Here is a 20,565-nt window from a genome sequence, read left to right as displayed (position 1 = left end):
CGCCCGTGTGCCCCAGGAAGTCCGGGCGCCCCGACGCGCGTGTGGGGTGGGCGGGTCCGGGGCCTTCGGGGCCGGCCATTCCGGACAGCACATTTCGGTGCCTCAGGTCCTTGAATCTGCGCACCGGCCCTCAGGTTTCGTCATGCGCCTGATCCCCGGTGGGGAGTGTGAGCGGCACCGTGCTCGGGCAGCCGTTGACGCCGCGCCACCCAAGGGCGCAGCCGTCGCCGCCAACAGACACCCCACCGGCCGTCAGTCGCCCCAACCGGCCCGGGAGGGTGTGGCGGGGTGCGCCCGGAAGCGACGAGCGGCGACCGCGGGGTCGATGCCGAACGATGTAGGCGTAAACCGCGAGCGCTGAGGACCTACCACGGCGCGGCACCGACCCCCGTACGCACGCAACGCAAGGCGGTGACTTACCGCGCCGGGTCATCGGGAGGGAGGGCGGGGAAAAAACCCGGTACAGCGAAGCGCAGCGCGGCGTCAGGGGTGCGCGGCGAGCGCCCCCGTGAGGATCGGCGTGGTGAGCTCGACCTGCCAGGGCCGCGCGCCCGCGTCCGCGAGGAACGCGGAGACGGCCTCGGGTGTGCGGTCCCTCGGGGGCGCCCAGCACAGGCGCCGGACCGTGTCCGGGGTGATGAGGTTCTCCTGCGGGAGGTTGAGCTGCTCCGCGAGTTCGGAGACGGACGCACGGGCCGCCGTGAGGCGGGCCGCGGCGACCGGGTCCTTGTCGGCCCAGGCGCGCGGCGGCGGGGGCCCGGTGAAGGCGGGGCCCGGCTGGGGGAGCTCGCGTTCGGGGATGAGGCGGGCCTGGTCGATCGCGGCCTGCCACTGCTCGAGCTGACGCCGTCCCATGCGGTGTCCGAAACCGGGCAGCGCGGCCAGTGCGTGCGCGTTCGGGGACGCCTCCAGGGCCGCGGTGACGATCGCCGCGTCGGTGAGGACGCGGCCGGGGGAGACGTCGCGCTCGCGGGCGAGCCGGTCGCGGAGATTCCACAGTTCGCGGACGACGGCCATCTGGCGGCGGCGCCGCACCTTGTGCATGCCGGAGGTCCGGCGCCAGGGGTCGACCCGCGGCGGGGGCGGCGGGGCGGCGGCGATGGCGTCGAACTCCTGCATCGCCCAGTCCAGCTTGCCCTGGTCGCGCAGTTCCTCCTCCAGCGCGTCGCGGAGGTCGACGAGGAGCTCGACGTCGAGGGCGGCGTAGCGCAGCCACGGCTCGGGCAGCGGCCGGGTGGACCAGTCGACCGCGGAATGCCCCTTCTCCAAGGCGTAGCCGAGGACGTTCTCGACCATCGCGCCGAGTCCGACCCGCGCGAATCCGGCGAGGCGTCCCGCGAGCTCGGTGTCGAACAGCCGCGTGGGCCGCATACCCGCCTCGTCGAGGCAGGGCAGGTCCTGCGTCGCGGCGTGGAGCACCCATTCCGTGCCGTCCAGCGCCTCGCTCAGCGACGACAGGTCGGGGCAGGCGACGGGGTCGATCAGCGCGGTCCCTGCTCCGGTGCGGCGCAGCTGGACCAGATAGGCCCGCTGTCCGTAGCGGTAACCGGATGCGCGCTCGGCGTCGACGGCGACAGGTCCGGAGCCCGTGGCGAAGGCCGCCACGACGTCGGCGAAGGCTTCCGGGCTGGCGGTCACCGGCGGGATTCCCTCGCGCGGGTCCAGTAGCGGGACCGGCGCCGGTGGTGCTTCTGTTGCGGTCTCTCGGGCGTCGGTCACCAGTCAAGAGTATCCGTGTACGGCGGGCGCCCGCCGACGGAACGTTCCGTCGACGGGCGCCTTGGGGCTGTGACTGCGATCAGTGGATGATGCCGGTACGCAGCGCTACCGCGACCATGCCCGCGCGGTCGCCCGTGCCGAGTTTGCGGGCGATGCGCGCCAGGTGGCTCTTGACGGTGAGCGCGGACAAGCCCATCGAGACGCCGATCGCCTTGTTCGACTGGCCCTCCGCGACCAGCCGGAGCACTTCGACCTCGCGGCCCGACAGCTCCCGGTAGCCGCCGCCGTGGCCGGGGGCGCCGGGAGGCCGGCGCTGGATGCGCTGTCCTGCCGCGCCGATGGGGGAGCCGCCGGGGCGCCCGGGAATGCCGAGGTTGGTACGCGTTCCGGTGACGACGTAGCCCTTGACGCCACCGGCGAGGGCGTTGCGCACCGCGCCGATGTCGTCGGCGGCCGACAGAGCCAGGCCGTTGGGCCAGCCCGCGGCGCGGGTCTCTGCGAGCAGGGTCAGCCCGGATCCGTCGGGGAGGTGAACGTCGGCGACGCAGATGTCTCGGGGGGTGCCGACCCGCGGCCTGGCCTCAGCGACGGAGGACGCCTCGATCACGTCGCGCACCCCGAGCGCCCACAAATGGCGGGTCACGGTGGAGCGAACGCGGGGGTCGGCGACAACCACCATTGCGGTCGGCTTGTTCGGGCGGTAGGCGACCAGGCTTGTGGGGTGCTCGAGAAGAACCGACACCGGGCCTCCTGGGACTGTTGCTGGAAGGGTCACAGGTTCCTTCGGCAGCAACTTCGCCCGGCTTTAGAGAAAGATCACGGTTTGTTTAGTAACAATTCCGGCAATTCGGACGCCCTGTCGATCGTTGTCGATCGTAGGTGTGAAGATCGCGTTCATCGCGTGTGGGCCCGTGTTGACGGCGGTAAAGCGTGAGGTCGGGCAGCCGGGGTCAGCGGGTCTGCTGCGGACCGCGCCGCTTCGGCAGCGGAACGACGGACTGCGCCCCGCCGAGCGGCGGGCGCGGGTCGGCCGGTACCGGGGGCAGCCCGGCGCTCGTGCACATCAGGTCGCACCAGCCCGCCAGGTGCGCGGCGACGTCCGGCACGCCACCGGCGGGCGCCACCGGCGTCCACGAGGCGCGGATCTCGATGCGGGTGGAGTCCTCGCGCTCGGCGAGCGCGCCGAAGTGGTGCGAGGAACTGCGCGACACCGTGCCGCCCGCCGCGTCGAAGGCCGCGCCGTGCGTCTCCAGGGCGCCGGTCAGCCACGACCAACTCACCTCGGGCAGCAGCGGATCGCCGGCCATCTCCGGTTCCAGCTCCGCCCGGACCAGGGTCACCAGACGGAAGGCGCCCTGCCATCCCTCCTGGCCGTCCGCGTCGTACAGCAGCACCAGCCGGCCGTCCGCCAGTTCCTCGCCCTCCACCACGACGGCCGCTTCCAGGGCGTACGCGTGCGGGGCCAGGCGTTTGGGCGGCGGTACGGGTTCGAGCTCGACCTCGCTCCGAACGCGAGCGCGCCGCAGCGCGTCGACCGCGTGCTGGAACGGGAGAGGGGCGTCGTTCCCGTCCGAGAGGTGCCCATGAGCCGCTGCCATGCCCGGAAGCGTAGGCCGAAGGGCGGCTTCAATGAGGGACGACACCCGGTTGGGCGGGTCGCCCACTTGGCGCATGCGAAGATTTGGAGGTGAGTGCGCACCAGCAGACCGCTGCTTCCCCCTTCATCCTGGCGTGCCGGCGCCGGCACGTGCCGCACACCCCCGTGTGGTTCATGCGCCAGGCAGGCCGCTCCCTGCCCGAATACCTCAAGCTGCGCGAGGGCATTCCGATGCTCGAGTCCTGCACGCGGCCCGACCTCGTCACCGAGATCACGCTGCAGCCGGTGCGCCGCCACAAGGTCGACGCGGCCATCTACTACAGCGACATCGTGGTGCCCCTCAAGGCCATCGGCCTCGACCTCGACATCAAGCCCGGTGTCGGCCCCGTCGTCGCCGATCCCATCCGCACCGCCGCCGACCTCGACCGGCTGCGCCCCCTGGAGCCCGACGACGTCAAGTACGTCACCGAGGCGATCGGCATGCTCACCGGCGAACTCGGCGCCACACCGCTGATCGGCTTCGCCGGCGCGCCCTTCACGCTGGCCAGCTACCTGGTCGAAGGCGGCCCTTCACGCAACCACGAGCGCACCAAGGCGCTGATGTACGGCGAGCCCGAGCTGTGGGCCCGGCTGCTGGACCGGCTCGCGGACATCACCGCCGCCTTCCTCAAGGTGCAGATCGAGGCCGGCGCGAGCGCGGTGCAGCTCTTCGACTCCTGGGTCGGCGCACTGGCCCCCGAGGACTACCGGCGCTACGTCATGCCGGCCTCGGTGAAGGTCTTCGACGCCGTCGCCGGGTACGGCGTGCCACGCATCCACTTCGGCGTCGGCACCGGCGAGCTGCTCGGGCTGATGGGCGAGGCCGGCGCGGACGTCGTCGGCGTCGACTGGCGGGTGCCCCTGGAGGAGGCGGCGCGGCGCGTCGGCCCCGACAAGGCGCTCCAGGGAAACCTGGACCCGGCGGTGCTCTTCGCGCCGACCGCGGCCGTGGAGAAGAAGACGCGCGAGGTGCTGTACTCGGCGCAGGCCGCGCCCGGGCACATCTTCAACCTCGGGCACGGCGTCCTGCCGTCCATGGACCCGGACGCGCTCACGCGCCTGGTGGAGTTCGTCCACCAGGAGACGGCGCGCTGAGGCTTCGGGCCACGCCGTCCCCTTCTGTTCCGTTCTGTTCCTCGCCGCTTCCGCGCACGGTCCGTGCGGCACCGCACGGACCGTGCGCGCGTCGCGTCAGGAGCGCGGCTGCTCGGGTGCGGTGACCACGGGTGCGGTGACCGGTGCGGGCGCCACGGGGCCGCGGCGGCGGCGCAGGAGCCGGTGGACCAGCAGACCGAGCAGGGCGAGCACGGCGAACGGCAGCACCGCGGCGAGGGCGATCAGCAGGGCGCGCAGCGTCACGTAGAAGGCGTGCCAGCCCGAGCCGAGCGCGTCGCCCACGGAGGCCCAGAATCCGTCGGCCTTCTTCGGCGCCGCGGCCGGGTCCGGCTCGGTGAGGACGAGGGTCACCGTCGCCATGCCGGTCCGCTCCTTGAGCGAGGCCTGCTGCGCCTCCAGTGCCTCCAGATCGGCCTGGCGGGTGCTGAGTTCGCCCTCCAGCGTGACGACGTCGCTCAGCCTGGTCGCCCGGTCCATGAGTTCACGCACCCGCGTGACGCTCGCGCGCTGCGACTTGATGCGGCTCTCCACGTCGACGACCTGGCTCGTCACGTCCTCCGCGCTGACCTTGCGCCCCAGGAGCCTGCCGAGGCCGGCGAGGTCCCCGAGCACCCGCTCGTAGTCCGCCGGTGGCACCCGCACGGTGACGCGGGAGTGCTCGCGTCCCTCGTCGTCCAGGGACGTGCTCTCGTCGCCGATGTAGCCGCCCGCGGCCTCGACGAGGGTGCGGGACTCGGCGAGCGCGTCGGGGACGTCCTTGGCCTCGACGGTGAGCGTCGCGGTGCGGACGATGAGGGAGCGGTCGAGGACGGGCGTCCCCTTGCCCTTGCCGGCCGAGGTTCCCGAGGCGCCGGAGTCCTGCTCGGCCTTGCCGTCCGCCGGGAGCTGTGCCGGTTCCGTCACGGCCTTGTCGTCCGCACTGCTCTGCAGGCTGCCGTCGTCGGACGCGCTGCAACCGGTCAGGGCGAGCGCGCCCGCCAGTGCCAGGGCGGCAAGTGCTCTGCGGACGGCGGTCGTTGGTGCGTTCATGGGGTCCCCCTGGGTCCGGCGCGGGTGTCGCAGGTTCGACGCCGCCGACGGGACGGGGGTTTCGGATCCGTGATCCCGAAGAGGTCACGGTTAGGGCTCGTTCCGGCGTCTGAGACAGTGGAGGCATGAGCGAAACGCAGCCCCGGGCCGGACATGTGGTGGTCGTCGGCGGCGGGGTCTCCGGACTCTCCGCGGCGCACTTCCTGCTGGAGGGCGGTGCGGCACACGTGACGGTGCTGGAGTCCTCCGGGCGGCTCGGCGGCAAGCTGTACGCGGACGAGATCGCCGGCGTCCCCGTCGACCTCGGCGCGGAGTCGCTGCTGGCCCGCCGCCCCGAAGCGGTGGACCTGGCCCGCGCCGTCGGCCTCGGCGACGACCTGGAGTCGCCCGCGACGACCACCGCCGGCCTCTGGACGCGCGGCAGGATGCGCCCCATGCCCAAGGGCGGGGTGATGGGCGTCCCCGGTGACATCGGCTCGCTCGCCGCCTCCGGTGTGCTCTCCGCGGCCGGGCTGGCGCGGCTGCCGCTGGACCACGTGCTGCCCCGCACGAAGGTGGGCGACGACGTCGCCGTCGGCACCTATGTCGCGGCCCGGCTCGGCCACGAGGTCGTCGACCGCCTCGTCGACCCGCTGCTGGGCGGGGTGTACGCGGGCAACGCGTACGAGATCTCGCTGCGCGCCGCCATTCCGCAGCTGTACGAGAGCGCCCGTTCCGGACGGTCCCTCATCGAGGCGGTCCGCGAGACCCAGCGCCGTGCGTCCGCGTCCGCGGCCGCCGCCGCGGACGTCAAGAGGGCGGCCGCGCCGGTCTTCGCGGGCATCCGCGGCGGCGTCGGACGGCTGCCGGTCGCGGTCGCCGAGGCGTGCCGCGCCGCCGGCGCCCGCATCGTCACCGACGCCCCCGTACGGCAGTTGCGGCGCACCCCGGGCGGCTGGCAGGTCTCCTGGGACCACAAAGGCGTCCGCGAGATGCTGGAAGCCGACGCGGTCGTGCTGGCGGTGCCGGCGCCCGCCGCGGCCAAGCTGCTGGGCTCGGAGTCGCCGGGTGCCGCGGCCGATCTGGCGGCGGTGGAGTACGCGAGCGTCGCCCTGGTGACGATGGCCTTCCGGCGCCGCGAGATCACACACGCGCTGCCCGGCAGCGGCTTCCTCGTGCCGCCGGTCGACGGGCGCACCATCAAGGCGTCCACCTTCTCCAGCCAGAAGTGGCACTGGAGCGGGGCCGCCGACTCCGACGTCTACGTGCTGCGTACCTCGGTCGGGCGCCACGGCCAGGAGGCCGATCTCGCCTGGGACGACACCGACCTCGTCCGGCTCTCGCGGGAGGACCTCGGCGAGGCCGTCGGGCTCACCGCGGCGCCGGTCGCGGCCCGTGTCACCCGGTGGGACGGCGGCCTCCCGCAGTACCCGGTCGGCCACCTCGCCCGGGTCGCCCGCGTGCGTGAGCAGGTAGCCAAGCTGCCGGGCCTCGCGGTGTGCGGGGCGGTGTACGAGGGCGTGGGCGTGCCCGCCTGTGTGGCGAGCGCACGCGGCGCCGCGGACCAGGTCCTGGGCACCCTGCGGCCGTCCGCGGAACCCGGCGCGGGACAATAGCCCCATGACCGACTCGACTGCTTCCGACGCACCGGCCAAGGCCCCCAACGCGGGCAAGAAGGCCAAGGACCTCAACGAGGTCATCCGCTACACCCTCTGGTCGGTGTTCCGGCTGCGCGACGTCCTGCCCGAGGACCGGGCCGGCTGGGCGGAGGAGGTCGAGGAGCTCTTCGAACAGCTCGCCGCCAAGGACGTGACGGTCCGGGGCACCTACGACCTCTCCGGTCTGCGCGCCGACGCCGACGTCATGATCTGGTGGCACGCGGAGACCGCGGACGCCCTCCAGGACGCCTACAACCGTTTCCGGCGCACGCGCATCGGCCGCCGTCTGGACCCGGTCTGGTCCAATATGGCCCTGCACCGCCCGGCGGAGTTCAACAAGAGCCACATCCCGGCCTTCCTGGCAGACGAGACGGCCCGCGACTACGTCTCCGTCTACCCCTTCGTCCGGTCCTACGACTGGTACCTGCTGCCCGACGAGGACCGCCGCCGCATGCTCGCCGACCACGGCAAGATGGCGCGGGGCTACCCCGACGTGCGGGCGAACACGGTGGCGTCGTTCTCGCTGGGCGACTACGAGTGGATCCTGGCCTTCGAGGCGGACGAACTGCACCGGATCGTGGACCTGATGCGCCACCTGCGGGCCTCCGAGGCGCGGATGCACGTCCGCGAGGAGGTTCCGTTCTACACCGGCCGTCGCCGGTCGGTGGCGGAGCTCGTGGCGGGTCTGGCCTGACGGCGCCGCAGTCCGAGCGGAGGGGCGGCCGGTGACCGGCCGCCCCTCCGGCGTTGTCAGGCCAGGGCGGCGCGGAGCTCGGGGTCGGAGAGCGCGGACGGGCCGCGGACCGCGAGGGCGGTGAGCAGCCGGGGATCGTCGGGTGCCGGGGTGCGCGGGACGGGGACGGACCGCAGGAGGTCCTGGCCGGCGGCGGAGGCCCAGCGGCTGTAGGGGTGGATCTCGACGCGGGCGATGCCCAGGCAGCCGGCCGTCAGCAGCAGCGGAAGCGCGAACCAGGGCGCGATGGGGGCCGCGCCCCCCGGATTGCCCGCGGTCGCGGCGACCAGCATGACGACGATGACGACAAGAGCCGCGCGCACCTCGCGCATGCCCGAGGCGACGGACTCACGGGCGGCCGCCGGGACCGCCAGACCCGCCGCGGTGAGGCGGTCCGCCAGGGCGCCGAGCACATCGGAGGCGGCGTGCGCGGCGCGGGCCGCGGGGATCTGCCGCTGACCCCCGGGACCGATCGCGGCGATCAGGGCGCGCTCGATGGCGTTCTGCCCCTCGGGGTCGACGACGGTCGCCCAGCCGGTCCCCGCCAGGTGCAGACGCCGCTGGCGGCCCATCGTGACCATCGCCAGGTCCGTCACCCGGCGCGGGCCGCCGGAGAGGTAGGCCATCTCGTACAGCCCGAGCCGGCGCTCGCCCTCGGCGGGCGCCCCCAAAGGAAGTTGGGCCGCGGCGACCGCCGCCTTGCACAGGTGTGTGCAGGAGGCGATCGCCGCGGCCCAGGCCACGCAGAGGAACAGCATCCACATGGGGGAGTTCTAGCCCAACCCCCGGGGGGTCCGCCCGGGATTTCGCGGATCGGGCGGCCGGACCGGGGCGTCAGCCGCAGGCGCGGTTGCGGTTGATGCAGCTCACGACCTGGTTCATCAGGTTCGCCGGCATGAAGTTGGCGAAGTCCCCGTGGTCGGTCACCGGCTTGTGCTGCTGCTCGGGGAAGCTGTCGACCGCGTAGTTCGGTCCCTGCGGCACCTGGTAGGTCAGGCGCATCTGGAGCTGGGGGACCGGCTTGGTGCCGGCCGGGCACTGGCCCGCGCCGTCGGGGAAGACGACATGGGTGCGGTGGTTGGCGCTGTCGGTGTTCGCGCCGTCCCAGCAGCTGGGGAAGACGAGGGTGCGGACGACCTGGCTGCCCCGCGGGCACAGCGGGTACTTGTCGGTGAGCTGGCGGTTCTCGAAGCCCGTGCAGCTCCACGACGCCTTGGCGTTGGCGACGCCGTTGGTGAAGGACTTGGCGTCCCCGGTGATGACCCTCATGGTGGACGGCATGGCGGCCACCTTGGCGGTCGGGTTGCCGCGGAAGGTCAGGCTGACCGAGCGGGCCTGCAGGATCGTGCCGGTGTTGCCGTCCGCGTCGGGCGCGTCGCCCGCGGTGCGGGCGCGCAGCACCGGCCAGAAGTAGGTCGACTTGTCGCCGCGGGCACAGGTCGTGCCGGCCGCGGCCAGCGTCTCGTTGGTCGAGAATCCGTCGGTGCTCAGGTTGCCCACGTAGTCGTGCACATGGTGCGCGCCGTTGGAGACACCGGGGGCCACGATGAAGTTGTCGGGGTTGTTGTGCTTGTTCTCGTTGCGTCCGCAGCGCGCGGTGAAGGCGCCGCGCGAGGCGCCCCGCTGGTTGGCCGCCCGCTGGGCGTTCGGCTGGACGGAGCGGATGTCCGCGAAGTCCGCCGCGACCGGCCCGTTGGTCTGCGTGCCGCCGGCGGGGGCCGAGGCGGAGGCCGAGGCGGAGGCCGAGGCGGACGGGGCGGACGGGGCGGCGGTCCCGCCGTTCTGGCCGCCGTTGTTCTGGTTCCCTCCGTTGTTCCCGGTGTCGGCCTTCGTGCTGTTCCACGGGGTGGGCTTCTGCCACCCGTTGGAGTGGCCGGAGGAGGGCCGCCAGTGGGCCGAAGCCGTGCCGGTGACCAGGGCGAAGGTGCCGCCGGAGCCGAGCAGTGCCAGCACGGCTATCAGCACGAGTTGCTTGGTGCTCAACCTGCGCCGGTGATTCATCTGTTGTCGTGTGGGCATGGATAGCTCATTTCTACTGCGACGGCTGGGGTGAGGACGCCGCGGGAGGGAGGGAGTACGTGGGGGACGGGGTGACGATGAAGGTCGGTTCTCCGGGGGCCGGGGAGACCGGTACCGCGGCCGCGGGGTTGGTCGGGCTCGCGGTGGTGTCGACGGCGACCTGGTCGAAGTTCACCAGCCCGGTCTTCTCCAGGACGGTGATGTGGTCGAGCACCGTCGTGTTCGCCTGGTCCGCGAGCTCGCGGACCAGCGAGTTGCGGGTGGTGGCACGAACCTGCGCCACGACCGAGAACACCTGGCCGTGGGCGAGCCTCAGGATGTTCGCGAACTTCTGGTCGAAATCCTTGCCATTGGCCGCGGACAAAGTGGCCAGAAAGCCCATTTGCTGCTGAGTGGGCTGATTGGGCAGGGGGATGCCCAATTGGGGGGCGATCGTCCGGCATGACGAGTCCAGGCCCGTGTGGCCGTCGATCAGGTGTTGCCCCGCACGCTTGACGGCGGAGGTCGTCCCCTTCTGCAGGGCCATTTGTCCGGCCGGGAACTCCCACAGGCCGGCCAGTCGCACCTTGGTGACGAAGGTGCGGTCCAGCTGGGTGAGCGGGCCGTACTGCGTGGAGACCGTCTGGGCGGCGGCCGTGGTGACGGCGGGGCTGTTCAGCCCTGACATGACCGGGTAGGCCAGCGCGGCCAGGGTGACCACGAAAGCCCCGACCACGAGGCTCAGTCCGGTGGCGTAACGGGTGGATCGCATGGGACCGCACGTTAGTGCGTTTGACGCGGTCCGGGCGAGTTAACATCACGTATTCGTGATTCCAGGTAATCGCCGCGCTGTTCTTGGTACGTTGTTGCGTTTCCCGGTGAACTGCCTCCGCTGGTATTTGCATCGCAGGTCGGAGGCCTGTTGAAAAAGATTATGGCAGCTTTGAACGGAGCGTTCCCCGCATACGTATGAATACGCGTGAGGGCTGTCGCGTGATCGTGAACGGGTGCCGCAGCAGCCGTCGTTGCCATCCGTTCAGGGGCGCAGGACCAGAGCGTTCCCGCCACCAGATGTGAAGTCGGCGCAAGGCCGCGGCGTCGGGCACACCGGCCGCGGAAACTGTTGCGGATGCGCCGGCTGGTTCGTCCGCCCCGTCGAGCAGGTGGGCGGCGAAGTCGAGGGCGTCGCGCCGGTAGCCCCCGCCGAGCGGGCGGGCGGCGGCGTAGCGCAGGAACGCGGGCCGGTAGACCGGGCCCAGGATCTCCGGCAGTTCGGGCGCGACCTTCGCCACGATGCCGGCGCGCTTGGCCGCCAGGGCGCGGCTCTGCACGCCGACCCGGACCCGGTCGAAACCCTCCGGCACCGGGGTGCCGGCCACCAGCGCGGACAGCAGAGCCGTCTGGCGCAGGGCGAGCCGCTGCCGCGCGGCCCGCGCCGCCGGTGCGACAGCCCCGGGCAGGGCGGGCGGCCCGCCGGCCCGGGGCCGTGCCGCGGCCTCCACCACTGCCCGGACGGAGGCCAGTTCGGCCGCCAGCTCGTCCCCCGCGGGGAAGTCGTCGTCGCGTTCCAGCAGCACGCCGGGCGGGCAGGCTCGCTCGTACAGCGCCGCCAGCACGTCCAGTACGGCCGCGGGCACGGGATGGGCGTGACTGTCGTGCCACACGCCGTCCTTCTCGTAGCCGCCCGCGACATGGACGTAGGCGATGGCCCCGGACGGCAGCGCGTCGAGGGCGGCGATCGGGTCCTCCCCGCGGTTGACGTGGTTCGTGTGCAGGTTGGCCACGTCCATCAACAGGCGTACGCCGGTGCGCTCCACGAGCTCGGCGAGGAAGGCGCCCTCGCTCATCTCCTCGTCGGGCCAGGCGACCAGCGCGGCGATGTTCTCCAGCGCCAGGGGCACGGGCAGCGCGTCCTGGGCGATGCGCACGTTCTCGCAGAGCACGTCCAGCGCGTCGCGGGTGCGCGGCACCGGCAGCAGGTGCCCGGCCTCCAGCGGGGCGGAGCCGGTCGTTTCGCCGCCGCCCCGGACGAAGGCGATGTGCTCGGTCACGAGCGGAGCGCCCAGCGCCGCCGCGCGCTGCGCGAGCGCGGCCAGCCGTTCCGGGTCGGGCCGCTCGGCGCCCCCGATGCCGAGCGACACCCCGTGCGGGACGACGGTGACCCCGCGCTCGCGCAACCGGACCAAGGAGTCCGGGACATGGCCGGGACACACGTTCTCGGCGACCGCCTCGACCCAGTCGACGCGGCCGGCCTCCGCCAGCGCCTCGACGGTGTCCGCGATCTCCGGACGCCAGCCGATTCCCGTGCCCAACATCGAGTGCTCCACCGGGCCCCCCTTTCTCCTGCTCGGGTTGTCGCCCCGCAGAAGTCGCACGAACCGTGCCCGCCGGTGGTTCAGAGGTCGATTTGAGCTTCGCGCGCCGCCGGGGCCGCCGTCACCGCAGTGCCGGGTGGTCCGCCACGACGGTGCACGACCCCGGGGCGATCTCGGTGAAGCCGGCGTCCCGCACGACGGGCAGACCGCCGGAGGCGAGCGCCTGCCACTGCTCCGGCCGGGCGGTGCGCACGGCGAGCGCGAATCCGGCCTCCCGCCACAGCTCCCGGTCGGCCGCGGACAGCGCGAGCCAGGCGAGCTGCGCGCCGTGCCCGGCCTGCGCCATGGCCTTGCCCGCGGACATCTCCACGTCGGGGTTGAGCCAGAGCACAGGGGTGCCCGGCTCGGGCTCCGCGGGCACCTCGGGGTCCTCCAGTTCGGTTCCGGAGACCTGCAACCGGGCCAGATCCTTCGGCCAGCCGTCCAGCGGCACGGGCGGGAAGACGCGTACCTCGGCCGACTTGCCCGTCACCGTGATCCCCGGCAGCGCCTCGGCGCGGCGCCACTCGGCGCCGCGGGCCCGCCGCACCACCTTGCGGATGCGGGCGTCCTCCCAGTCGTGCACCGCCTCGGCCCACTCGCCGTCGTCCGCCGTGGCGCGCTCGTCGGAACGCAGGGCCAGGACCGCCCGGGCGGTGGTCTCCAGGGCGTCGGTGCGGGCGGGCGGCACGTCCCGCTCGATGCGGACGACCAGCGGAAGAACGAACTGGGGACGGCTGTCACGAGGATCGGTGCTCACCGCAACAGTCTGCCACCCGGCCCGGACGGGCTTGGCGGAGGCGATCCCTTCGGGCCAGGATGTGCCCCGTGCGCAGCGACCTCTTTGCGACCGAGAACACGGCGCAGCCGGCCACCGAGCCCGGCATGACCCTGCAGAACTCCAAATCGATCAAGTACGCCGTCAACGGCGAGTGCCTCGCGCGACAGGGCTCGATGATCGCCTTCCGCGGGAACCTGCAGTTCGAGGTGAAGGGACAGGGCGTCGGCAAGTTCCTCAAGCGCGCCCTCACCGGTGAGGGCCTGCCGTTGATGACGGTGCGCGGCCAAGGCGAGGCCTGGTTCGCGCACGAGGCGGCCAACTGCTTCGTCATCGACATGGACCCGGGCGACAGCCTCACCATCAACGGCCGCAACGTGCTGGTCTTCGACGCGACGCTCGCCTACGAGATAAAGGTCGTCAAGGGCGCCGGCATGGTCGGCGGCGGCCTGTTCAACAGCGTGTTCACCGGCCACGGCCGGCTGGGCGTGATGTGCGAGGGCAACCCGATCGTCATCCCGGTCACCCCGAATGCGCCGGTCTACGTCGACACCGACGCCGTCGTCGGCTGGAGCGCGCAGCTCAAGACCTCGCTGCACCGCTCGCAGAGCTTCGGCTCGATGCTGCGCGGCGGTTCGGGCGAGGCGGTCCAGCTGATGCTCGAGGGCGAGGGCTTTGTCATCGTGCGTCCCAGCGAGTCGCAGCCGCACCAGCCCAGCGCCCACTGACGTGCGGCTGGAAGCGGTCGGCCGGCGCTACGGGGCGCGCGGGCCGTGGGTGCTGCGGGACGTGGACCTCGATCTGCCCGGGCGGGAGCTGCTGCGCGTCGAGGGCGCCAACGGCAGCGGGAAGTCCACCTTCCTGCGCGTGCTGGCCGGCATCGACCGCCCCACCGCCGGGCGCGTCACCGGGCGCCCGCGCACCGCGTACGTGCCCGAGCGCTTTGCGCCCGAGCTGCCCTTCGACGCGCTGGGCTATCTCCTCCACCTCGGGCGCGTGCACGGCCTCGGCAGCCGTACGGCCGCCGATCGCGCCGCGCGGTGGCTGGAGCGTTTCGGGATCGCCCAGTACGCCCGTACGCCCCTGCGGGAACTGTCGAAGGGCACGTGCCAGAAGGTCGCCGTCGTCCAGGCGCTGCTGGCCGAGCCGGAACTGCTCGTCCTGGACGAGGCGTGGACGGGCCTGGACCAGCCGGCGCGCGCCGTGCTGGACGACGCCGTGCGCGCCACTGTCGCGGCGGGCGGAACCGCCGTGTTCGTCGACCACGACCTTCGGCGGCTGGCCGGCGACACGACGGGCGCCCACCGCGTCGAGGACGCCCGGCTGCTGCCCGTGCCCGTGCCCCGGGACGGGGACGCCGGGCCGCTCGTGGTCGTCGAGGCCGTCGGGCGCGGGGAACCGCCCGCGGGCCTCGGCCACGGGACGACCGCGGCCGGCACGCTCCGGCTGACCGTCCCGGCCCATGCATCCGACGCCGTCCTGCGGCGGTTGCTCGACGCGAAACCGCCCTGGCACATCCGGGCGGTCCGCCCGGCGGCCCGGCCACCGGAGGACACATGACCGCGCTGCTGCGCTACCGGACCGCCCTGCTGCTGCGCTCCTACCGCTGGCTGCCGCCGCTCCTGCTCTACGCCGCCTTCCTGGCGATCGGCCTCACCGCCGGGCCGCAGCCGCTGCTGGACTCCCTCGGCTGGAACGCGGCAGCGCTGCTACCGGCCTCCGCGTGGCTGGTCCGGGTCTGCGTCACCGGCGAGCCCCCCGCCGCCCGCGCGTGCGTGGCGGCGGCCACGGGACCGGTGCGGGCGCACATGGCGGGGCTGCTGGCCGCGCTGGTGTGCTCGGCGCCGGCGGGCGTCGCGGGCACCTGCGTGGTCCTGTGGGTCGCCGATCCGCACACCACCGACCACCTCAAGGCCGTCCCGGTGGGGCCGGCCGAGGTGTCGGGTGTGCTGGCGGTCCTGGTGTCGGCGCTCCTCGGCACGGCGGTGGGCGCGCTCACCAATCCGCCGGTGCTGCTCCGTCCCGGCTGGGCGGTGCCCGTCACCACGGGCGCCGCGGTCGCGGTGCTCGTCGCCGGCGGTTCGCCCGCGAACGCCGCGGTCCGCGGTCTGGTCGGGGCCTCGCACACCGGCCGCGTTCCCTACCCTGTGCTGTCACTCCTGGCCGCCGCGGTCCTCGCCGCCGGTGCTGCGGCGATCGCGGGTCTCCTGAGCGCCCGCCGCGGATGACGGTACGTCAGCACCTCAGCTCTCCAGGGCCGTGCGCACGCCCAGCGCCACCAGCACGCCGCCGAGGAGGAATGCGAGCCGGCGGCGGACGGCGGCGCGGCTGAACACGGACCTCAGCCGGTCCACGAGCCGGACGTACGCGCCGTAGTACCCGACATCGAAGACCGCCCCCACAGCGCCGTCGGCCCCACCATCGTGGGTAGTCGGGGCGCTCCCGCGGGCACGGACCGGGGGAGCAAGGACATCGCGAAGACGGCCGCCCTGGGGGTCGGCCAGGTTCATGCCGAGCCCGGCCCGGTAGGCCCCCAGGGTGTCACGACGCCCGCCTGCGGCTCGGGCTCCTCCCCGTCGCCCCAGCGGCCGCGGCGAGCCGATCGCAGCGCCTGGACGCCGAACCGGAGGAGGACCGCCGCGCCCACGGTCCGCACGGCGTCGTACGCGGCCCGCGAGGCCGCGAGCAGCGCGGTGAGGCCGAAGGCCGCCGAGACGCCCCACACGAAGACGCCGGTCTCGTTGCCTAGCACGGTCATGAAACCCGCGCGCCGGCTGCGCGGCGAGTGCCGGATGATCAGCACGGCGCTCGGCCCCGGGGCGGCTGCGGTCAGCAGGCAGGCCGCGGGGAAGGGCAGCAGGAAGCCGGGCATCCGCAGAGTGTGGGGCAGGGGCAGCCGCGCGCCCCCGCACCAGCCGTATGCACGGGCCGGCGCCGCCCGGGGCCGGGCGGCGCCTTTTCGGATCAGCCCTCCGCGGGCTCCAGCCGCAGGGAGATCGAGTTGATGCAGTAGCGCTGGTCGGTGGGGGTCGCGTAGCCCTCGCCCTCGAAGACATGCCCCAGGTGGGAGCCACAGCGGGCGCAGCGCACCTCGACGCGGGCCATGCCCATCGAACGGTCCTCGATCAGCTCGACGGCCTTGCTGTCCCTCGGGTCGTAGAAGGACGGCCAGCCGCAGTGCGACTCGAACTTGGTGTCGGAGGTGAAGAGCTCCGCGTCGCAGGCGCGGCAGGAGTAGACGCCCTTGGCCTTGGTGTCGGTGTACTCACCGGTGAACGGTGCCTCCGTCCCGGCCTTGCGGAGGACGGCGTACTCCTGCGGCGTCAGCTCTTCGCGCCACTGCTCCTCGGACTTGTCGACTTCGTACGCCATGGTGTCCTCTCCCTCGTGTCCCTTGTGCTCAGCTCTCCAGTCGGGCCAGGATCCGCGGACCGAGGTCCGTCACGTCTCCCGCGCCCATGGTGAGAACAAGGTCACCGGGTCCCGCCATTCCTGCGACCAGGGCGGGGACGGCGTCCTTGTCGTGCTCCGCGGTGACGTCCGCGCCGTGGGCGGCCGCCGCGTCGATGATCAGGGCGCTGGTGATGCCGGGGATCGGGTCCTCGCGGGCCGGGTAGATGTCCAGCACCACGGAGGCGTCGGCCAGCCCCAGGGCCTCGCCCATCTCGCGGCCGAGCTCCTGGGTGCGGCTGAACAGGTGCGGCTGGAACACCACCAGGATGCGCCGGTCGCCCGCGGCCTCGCGCAGCGCCTCCAGGTCGGCGATCATCTCGGTGGGGTGGTGCGCGTAGGAGTCGATCACCTGGACGCCGCCGGCGGTGCCCTTCAGCTGGAGGCGGCGCTTGACACCGGTGTACGTGCCCAGCGCCTTGGCCAGGTCCTCCGCCGGGACGTCCAGCGCCATGCCGGCGGCCAGCGCGGCGACCGCGTTGTGCGCGTAGTGGCGGCCGGGGACGGAGACGGTGAAGGTGTGCTCGCGGCCGCCCAGGCACACGGTGACCTCGCTTGCCATGCCCTGCGGGATGATCCGGGCGATCCTGAGGTCCGCCTTGGCGTCCTCGCCGACCTTGACCACGGTCAGGCCCTCCCGGCCCGCGACACGGGCGGCGAGCTCGCGCGCCCCCGCGTGCTCGCCGACGACCAGGGTGCCGCCGGGGACGATCTTGCCGACGAAGGTCTCGAAGGACTCGTAGATCTCGTCCATCGAGGCGTAGTTCGCGTGGTGGTCCAGCTCCACATTGAGCACGATCGCCACCTCGGGGTCGTACTTCTGGAAGCTGCGGTCGCTCTCGTCCGCCTCGGCCACGAAGATCTCGCCCGTGCCGTGGTGCGCGTTGGAACCCGGGGCGTCCAGGTCGCCGCCGATGGCGTACGAGGGGTCGAGCCCCAGTGCCGACAGGCTCACCGCGAGCATGGACGTGGTGGTGGTCTTGCCGTGCGTGCCGGCGACCGCGATCGGGCGCAGGCCCGTCATGAGCGCGGCGAGCGCGTCGGACCGGTGCACCACCGGGACGCCGCGCCCGCGTGCGGCTGCCAGCTCGGGGTTGTCGTCACGGATCGCGCTGGAGACGACCACGCAGGTCGCGTCCGGCGCCAGGTGCTCCTCGGCGTGCCCGATGTGCACGGTCGCGCCGAGTGCCCGCAGCGCCTGCGCGGTCTCCGAGTCCCTGGCGTCGCTGCCCGCGACGCTCGCGCCGCGCTGGGCCAGGATCTTCGCGATGCCCGACATCCCGGCGCCGCCGATCCCGATGAAGTGCGGTCGGTCCATGGCGGGGGGAAGAGTGGGGCTCATGCGCGCTGCTCCCTGCGTGCTCGGGCGGGTGCCGTGATGGTCGGGCCACCTCCGATTCTTCCATCCGCGGGGGGCGGGGGACGCCCGTCCCCCGCCCCCGCCGCTCAGTCCTCGGCGTTGTGGGCGAACAGCTTCAGGACCGGGACGCCGACCTTGTGGCGGGCGCGCGAGGTCCAGTCGCGGTGGAAGAACTCCTCGACCAGGTGCGGGGCGGTCAGGACGATCACCTCGTCGGCGTGGGTCTGCTCGACGACGGACCTCAGCAGCTCGATCGGGTGACGCTCGACGACCTCTCCGACCGCCTCCTTGCCCTGGTCCCGCAGCGCCTTGAGGCTGTGGTTCAGCGCTCGTTCGGCGGGCAGGAGGGCGTCCTCCCCCTCCGGCCGGTCGTGCTCGTGGACGGCCTTGTCGAGTTCACCGAGGGCGACATCGTCGATGGACCGCAGCAGCCGGTCCTGGTCTCCACGGGGTTGCATCAGCACGACGAAGGAGACGGGCTCGTCGCCGTGGAGGGTGGTGACCAGCTCCACGTCGGCGGGGACGAGCGGCTGCTCGATCATGAGTACGGTCGTGAACACGGACGCGTCCTTCTTTCTCGCGGCCCCACGGGCCGGTGACGGGAACCATCCTGCCCCGTCCGGCCGTGGAGCACGCGGTGGAGGTCTTTCCCGCCTGGCAACAAGCGGAGGGTGCACGGCGGCGGATCGGCGGGCGGCGTCTGCCGGTGCCCGGCCCGCCGCCGACCGGTCATCCGCGCGTGTAGCGCGTGAACAGGAACCCGTCCTCCTCGAGAATCGACACGGGGGAGAGGCGGACGGGCTCCGCGACACCGGGGCCGTTCATGATGCGCATGGCGTCCCCGGCGGTCAGCAAGGGGGCGAGGGTCAGGCAGAGTTCGTCGATCGCGCCGGCCGCCGCGAACTGCGCCAGCAGCCGCGGGCCGCCCTCGGTGAGCATCCGCCGCAGTCCGAGCGCGGCGAGCTCCCGCTTGGCGCGGGCCGGCTCCACGCCGGCCCCGTCGCCCGCGACGACCACCCGCGCACCGGCCCTCTCCGCCTCCGCCACCCGGTCGGCGGGGGCGCCGGCACCGGTCAGCACCAGCGTCGGCACCAGCGGCGAAGTGAACAGCGGCAACGAGAAGTCCAGGTCCAGCCGGGCGCTCACCACGGCGATCACCGCGGCCGGCGGCTGTCCTGCCGCCGCTCGCCGCGCCGCGAACGCCTCGCGGGCCCGGGCCGGTCGGTAGCCCTCCTGGCGAACCGTTTCCGCCCCGACGACCACCACGTCGGCCAGTGCCCGCAGTACCCCGAAGACCCGCATGTCGGCCTCCGACGACAGCGCCTGCGACCGCCCGTCGTGCCGCGCCGCGCCGTCCAGCGACGCCACCATGTTCGCCCTCAGCCACGGAAGCGCGTCTGCCCCGGCCGGGTACGCGTACGCGTCCGCCAGCGACTCGGGTGTGTCCAGGGCCGCGCCGGGTGGGGCGGCGGCGGTGCGAGGGTCCTCGGGCGGGGGGAACAGGCGGCGCATGGCTGCAGTCTTCCATGTGCCCCGACGGCGTGGGGTGGGCCACACGGGGCCGGGGGACCGGTCGCGAGGCACTACGCTGGAGAGCTGTGTCCTCGTCCTCCGCCGCAGCGCCCGAAACCACCCCGATACCCGGTGGTGAACCCCCCGTGTCGCTGAGCGGCCGCGAGCCGCAGGTGCCGGCCGACCGGCTGGTGGCGGAGATGGTGCCGCCCCCCAGGTTCGACTCCGTACGGTTCGAGAACTACATCCCGGACCCCGACCGGCCCAGCCAGGCGGAAGCCGTGCGCACGCTCGCGACCTTCGCCGCGACGACGGGCGCGCCCGCCGGCCCCGGACCCAGGCGCTGGTTCCGTCGCGCGACGGCCCCGGTGCCCGCCGGTCCCAGCGGGGTCTACCTCGACGGCGGCTACGGCGTCGGCAAGACCCACCTGCTCGCCTCGCTCTGGCACGCCACCGACGCGCCGCGCGAGCAGAAGGCCTTCGGGACCTTCGTGGAGCTGACCAATCTCGTCGGCGCCCTCGGTTTCCAGCAGGCCGTCCAGGCGCTCAGCGGGCACCGGCTGGTCTGCATCGACGAGTTCGAGCTCGACGACCCCGGTGACACCGTGCTGGTCTCGACACTGCTCGGCAAGCTCGCCGACGCCGGCGTGCGGCTCGCCGCCACCTCCAACACCCTGCCCGGCAAGCTCGGCGAGGGCCGTTTCGCCGCCGCGGACTTCCTGCGCGAGATCCAGGGCCTGTCCGCCCGGTTCCTCTCGCTGCGCATCGACGGACAGGACTACCGCCACCGCGGTCTGCCCGAGGCGCCGGCCCCGTTCTCCGACGACGAGGTCACCGCCGCCGCCGGGCGTACCGCCGGCGCCTCCCTCGACGACTTCGCCACCCTGCTGGCGCACCTCGCCCGCGTGCACCCCAGCCGCTACGGGGCCCTGTGCGACGGCGTGGAGGCGGTGTTCCTGCGCGGCGTCGCACCCGTGCAGGACCAGGCCACCGCGCTGCGCCTGGTCGTCCTGGCCGACCGCCTCTACGACCGCGAGGTCCCGGTCATGGCCTCCGGCCTGCCCTTCGACCGCGTCTTCAGCGAGGAGATGCTCGCCGGCGGCTACCGCAAGAAGTACTTCCGGGCGATCTCCCGGCTCACCGCCCTGGCCCGCGACGCGGCGCGCCTGGCGGGCTGACCGGATCGGGCGAACTCCGGTACGGCAACGTGCCCGAAGGCGTGTCCGGCCGGTACGGACGGGCA

Annotated in this window: 22 protein-coding genes; 7 read left to right on the top strand and 15 right to left on the bottom strand. The window is 73.2% G+C overall.

From position 1 onward, the window contains the following. Positions 1-483: 483 nt before the first annotated feature. The 3 genes from RV983_RS09820 to RV983_RS09810 all read right to left on the bottom strand — a co-directional run bounded on the left by RV983_RS09820 (position 484) and on the right by RV983_RS09810 (position 3,317). A complete protein-coding gene (locus RV983_RS09820; protein WP_475985411.1) occupies positions 484-1,719 on the bottom strand; it encodes an HRDC domain-containing protein in 1,236 nt (411 codons plus the stop codon). A 79-nt stretch (positions 1,720-1,798) separates the two neighbouring features. Then, positions 1,799-2,461: a LuxR C-terminal-related transcriptional regulator gene (locus tag RV983_RS09815; protein WP_475985410.1), complete on the bottom strand. Its 663-nt coding sequence runs from the start codon at positions 2,459-2,461 to the stop codon at positions 1,799-1,801. A gap of 208 nt (positions 2,462-2,669) precedes the next feature. Next, the gene (locus tag RV983_RS09810) at positions 2,670-3,317 is read right to left on the bottom strand and encodes a DUF3000 domain-containing protein (protein ID WP_475985409.1); all 648 of its coding nucleotides are present in this window, start codon (positions 3,315-3,317) and stop codon (positions 2,670-2,672) included. 89 nt (positions 3,318-3,406) lie between these two features. Here RV983_RS09810 and hemE point away from each other — a divergent pair, with 89 nt between their 5' ends. Then, positions 3,407-4,450: a uroporphyrinogen decarboxylase gene (gene hemE / locus RV983_RS09805; protein ID WP_475985408.1), complete on the top strand. Its 1,044-nt coding sequence runs from the start codon at positions 3,407-3,409 to the stop codon at positions 4,448-4,450. A 96-nt stretch (positions 4,451-4,546) separates the two neighbouring features. Here hemE and RV983_RS09800 read toward each other — a convergent pair whose 3' ends face one another. After that, the gene (locus RV983_RS09800) at positions 4,547-5,500 is read right to left on the bottom strand and encodes a DUF4349 domain-containing protein (RefSeq protein ID WP_475985407.1); all 954 of its coding nucleotides are present in this window, start codon (positions 5,498-5,500) and stop codon (positions 4,547-4,549) included. Positions 5,501-5,625: 125 nt separating this feature from the next. Between RV983_RS09800 and hemG the strand changes: the two genes are divergently transcribed. Beyond that, the gene (gene hemG / locus RV983_RS09795; protein WP_475985406.1) at positions 5,626-7,095 is read left to right on the top strand and encodes a protoporphyrinogen oxidase; all 1,470 of its coding nucleotides are present in this window, start codon (positions 5,626-5,628) and stop codon (positions 7,093-7,095) included. Positions 7,096-7,099: 4 nt separating this feature from the next. Next, positions 7,100-7,831: a hydrogen peroxide-dependent heme synthase gene (hemQ, locus tag RV983_RS09790; RefSeq protein WP_475985405.1), complete on the top strand. Its 732-nt coding sequence runs from the start codon at positions 7,100-7,102 to the stop codon at positions 7,829-7,831. A 56-nt stretch (positions 7,832-7,887) separates the two neighbouring features. Here the strand turns inward: hemQ and RV983_RS09785 are convergent, their stop codons facing one another. The 5 genes from RV983_RS09785 to RV983_RS09765 form a co-directional block, all read right to left on the bottom strand. Continuing rightward, positions 7,888-8,634, bottom strand: coding sequence for a TIGR04222 domain-containing membrane protein (locus RV983_RS09785; RefSeq protein WP_475985404.1), 747 nt, complete (start codon positions 8,632-8,634; stop codon positions 7,888-7,890). 70 nt (positions 8,635-8,704) lie between these two features. Next, positions 8,705-9,889, bottom strand: a complete 1,185-nt coding sequence (locus tag RV983_RS09780; protein ID WP_475985403.1) for a DUF1996 domain-containing protein — start codon at positions 9,887-9,889, stop codon at positions 8,705-8,707. 13 nt (positions 9,890-9,902) lie between these two features. Next, the gene (locus tag RV983_RS09775) at positions 9,903-10,640 is read right to left on the bottom strand and encodes a DUF4142 domain-containing protein (RefSeq protein WP_475985402.1); all 738 of its coding nucleotides are present in this window, start codon (positions 10,638-10,640) and stop codon (positions 9,903-9,905) included. A gap of 160 nt (positions 10,641-10,800) precedes the next feature. After that, positions 10,801-12,183, bottom strand: a complete 1,383-nt coding sequence (locus tag RV983_RS09770) for an MbnB/TglH/ChrH family RiPP precursor modification enzyme (RefSeq protein WP_475985401.1) — start codon at positions 12,181-12,183, stop codon at positions 10,801-10,803. 121 nt (positions 12,184-12,304) lie between these two features. Further along, positions 12,305-12,982, bottom strand: a complete 678-nt coding sequence (locus RV983_RS09765) for a peptidyl-tRNA hydrolase (protein ID WP_475985400.1) — start codon at positions 12,980-12,982, stop codon at positions 12,305-12,307. Positions 12,983-13,050: 68 nt separating this feature from the next. On the opposite strand from RV983_RS09765, the gene RV983_RS09760 reads away from it, so the two are divergent. From RV983_RS09760 to RV983_RS09750, 3 genes are read left to right on the top strand one after another with little or no spacing between them, the layout of a single operon-like run. Continuing rightward, positions 13,051-13,728 carry an AIM24 family protein gene (locus RV983_RS09760; protein ID WP_475985399.1) on the top strand — a complete coding sequence of 226 codons (678 nt, stop codon included), beginning with the start codon at positions 13,051-13,053 and terminating at the stop codon, positions 13,726-13,728. Position 13,729: 1 nt separating this feature from the next. Further along, complete coding sequence (locus RV983_RS09755) at positions 13,730-14,560, top strand: ABC transporter ATP-binding protein (protein WP_475985398.1); 831 nt, start codon at positions 13,730-13,732, stop codon at positions 14,558-14,560. After that, positions 14,557-15,228, top strand: coding sequence for an ABC transporter (locus RV983_RS09750; RefSeq protein WP_475985397.1), 672 nt, complete (start codon positions 14,557-14,559; stop codon positions 15,226-15,228). The genes RV983_RS09755 and RV983_RS09750 overlap by 4 nt, the downstream gene beginning before the upstream one ends. Before the next feature lie 15 nt (positions 15,229-15,243). Here the strand turns inward: RV983_RS09750 and RV983_RS09745 are convergent, their stop codons facing one another. The 6 genes from RV983_RS09745 to RV983_RS09720 all read right to left on the bottom strand — a co-directional run bounded on the left by RV983_RS09745 (position 15,244) and on the right by RV983_RS09720 (position 19,322). Continuing rightward, a complete protein-coding gene (locus tag RV983_RS09745) occupies positions 15,244-15,402 on the bottom strand; it encodes a hypothetical protein (protein ID WP_475985396.1) in 159 nt (52 codons plus the stop codon). Between the two features lie 104 nt (positions 15,403-15,506). Then, positions 15,507-15,872, bottom strand: coding sequence for a LysE family translocator (locus tag RV983_RS09740; RefSeq protein ID WP_475985395.1), 366 nt, complete (start codon positions 15,870-15,872; stop codon positions 15,507-15,509). A 92-nt stretch (positions 15,873-15,964) separates the two neighbouring features. After that, positions 15,965-16,372 (bottom strand): peptide-methionine (R)-S-oxide reductase MsrB, encoded by a 408-nt coding sequence (gene msrB / locus RV983_RS09735; RefSeq protein ID WP_475985394.1) that lies wholly within the window; start codon positions 16,370-16,372, stop codon positions 15,965-15,967. A gap of 28 nt (positions 16,373-16,400) precedes the next feature. Next, positions 16,401-17,792, bottom strand: coding sequence for a UDP-N-acetylmuramate--L-alanine ligase (gene murC / locus RV983_RS09730; RefSeq protein ID WP_475985393.1), 1,392 nt, complete (start codon positions 17,790-17,792; stop codon positions 16,401-16,403). A gap of 104 nt (positions 17,793-17,896) precedes the next feature. Then, positions 17,897-18,370 (bottom strand): indole-3-glycerol phosphate synthase, encoded by a 474-nt coding sequence (locus RV983_RS09725; RefSeq protein ID WP_475985392.1) that lies wholly within the window; start codon positions 18,368-18,370, stop codon positions 17,897-17,899. A gap of 169 nt (positions 18,371-18,539) precedes the next feature. Then, positions 18,540-19,322, bottom strand: coding sequence for a pyrimidine reductase family protein (locus tag RV983_RS09720; RefSeq protein ID WP_475985391.1), 783 nt, complete (start codon positions 19,320-19,322; stop codon positions 18,540-18,542). 146 nt (positions 19,323-19,468) lie between these two features. Here RV983_RS09720 and zapE point away from each other — a divergent pair, with 146 nt between their 5' ends. Beyond that, on the top strand, positions 19,469-20,500 hold the full coding sequence (gene zapE, locus RV983_RS09715; protein WP_475985390.1) for a cell division protein ZapE: 1,032 nt from the start codon (positions 19,469-19,471) through the stop codon (positions 20,498-20,500). Positions 20,501-20,565: the final 65 nt, after the last annotated feature.

It is taken from the genome of Streptomyces sp. RLA123, assembly GCF_056270165.1.
The sequence above is the reverse complement of the archived record's forward strand: the minus strand, read 5'-3'. Positions and strand labels throughout refer to the sequence as shown.

Coding starts and splice junctions, on each gene's coding strand:
- RV983_RS09775 (WP_475985402.1), bottom strand. CDS start 10,640: ATGCGATCCACCCGTTACGCCACCGGACTGAGCCTCGTGGTCGGGGCT.
- hemQ (WP_475985405.1), top strand. CDS start 7,100: ATGACCGACTCGACTGCTTCCGACGCACCGGCCAAGGCCCCCAACGCG.
- RV983_RS09780 (WP_475985403.1), bottom strand. CDS start 9,889: ATGCCCACACGACAACAGATGAATCACCGGCGCAGGTTGAGCACCAAG.
- RV983_RS09810 (WP_475985409.1), bottom strand. CDS start 3,317: ATGGCAGCGGCTCATGGGCACCTCTCGGACGGGAACGACGCCCCTCTC.
- RV983_RS09800 (WP_475985407.1), bottom strand. CDS start 5,500: ATGAACGCACCAACGACCGCCGTCCGCAGAGCACTTGCCGCCCTGGCA.
- murC (WP_475985393.1), bottom strand. CDS start 17,792: ATGAGCCCCACTCTTCCCCCCGCCATGGACCGACCGCACTTCATCGGG.
- hemG (WP_475985406.1), top strand. CDS start 5,626: ATGAGCGAAACGCAGCCCCGGGCCGGACATGTGGTGGTCGTCGGCGGC.
- RV983_RS09740 (WP_475985395.1), bottom strand. CDS start 15,872: ATGCCCGGCTTCCTGCTGCCCTTCCCCGCGGCCTGCCTGCTGACCGCA.
- msrB (WP_475985394.1), bottom strand. CDS start 16,372: ATGGCGTACGAAGTCGACAAGTCCGAGGAGCAGTGGCGCGAAGAGCTG.
- RV983_RS09750 (WP_475985397.1), top strand. CDS start 14,557: ATGACCGCGCTGCTGCGCTACCGGACCGCCCTGCTGCTGCGCTCCTAC.
- RV983_RS09770 (WP_475985401.1), bottom strand. CDS start 12,183: ATGTTGGGCACGGGAATCGGCTGGCGTCCGGAGATCGCGGACACCGTC.
- RV983_RS09720 (WP_475985391.1), bottom strand. CDS start 19,322: ATGCGCCGCCTGTTCCCCCCGCCCGAGGACCCTCGCACCGCCGCCGCC.
- RV983_RS09785 (WP_475985404.1), bottom strand. CDS start 8,634: ATGTGGATGCTGTTCCTCTGCGTGGCCTGGGCCGCGGCGATCGCCTCC.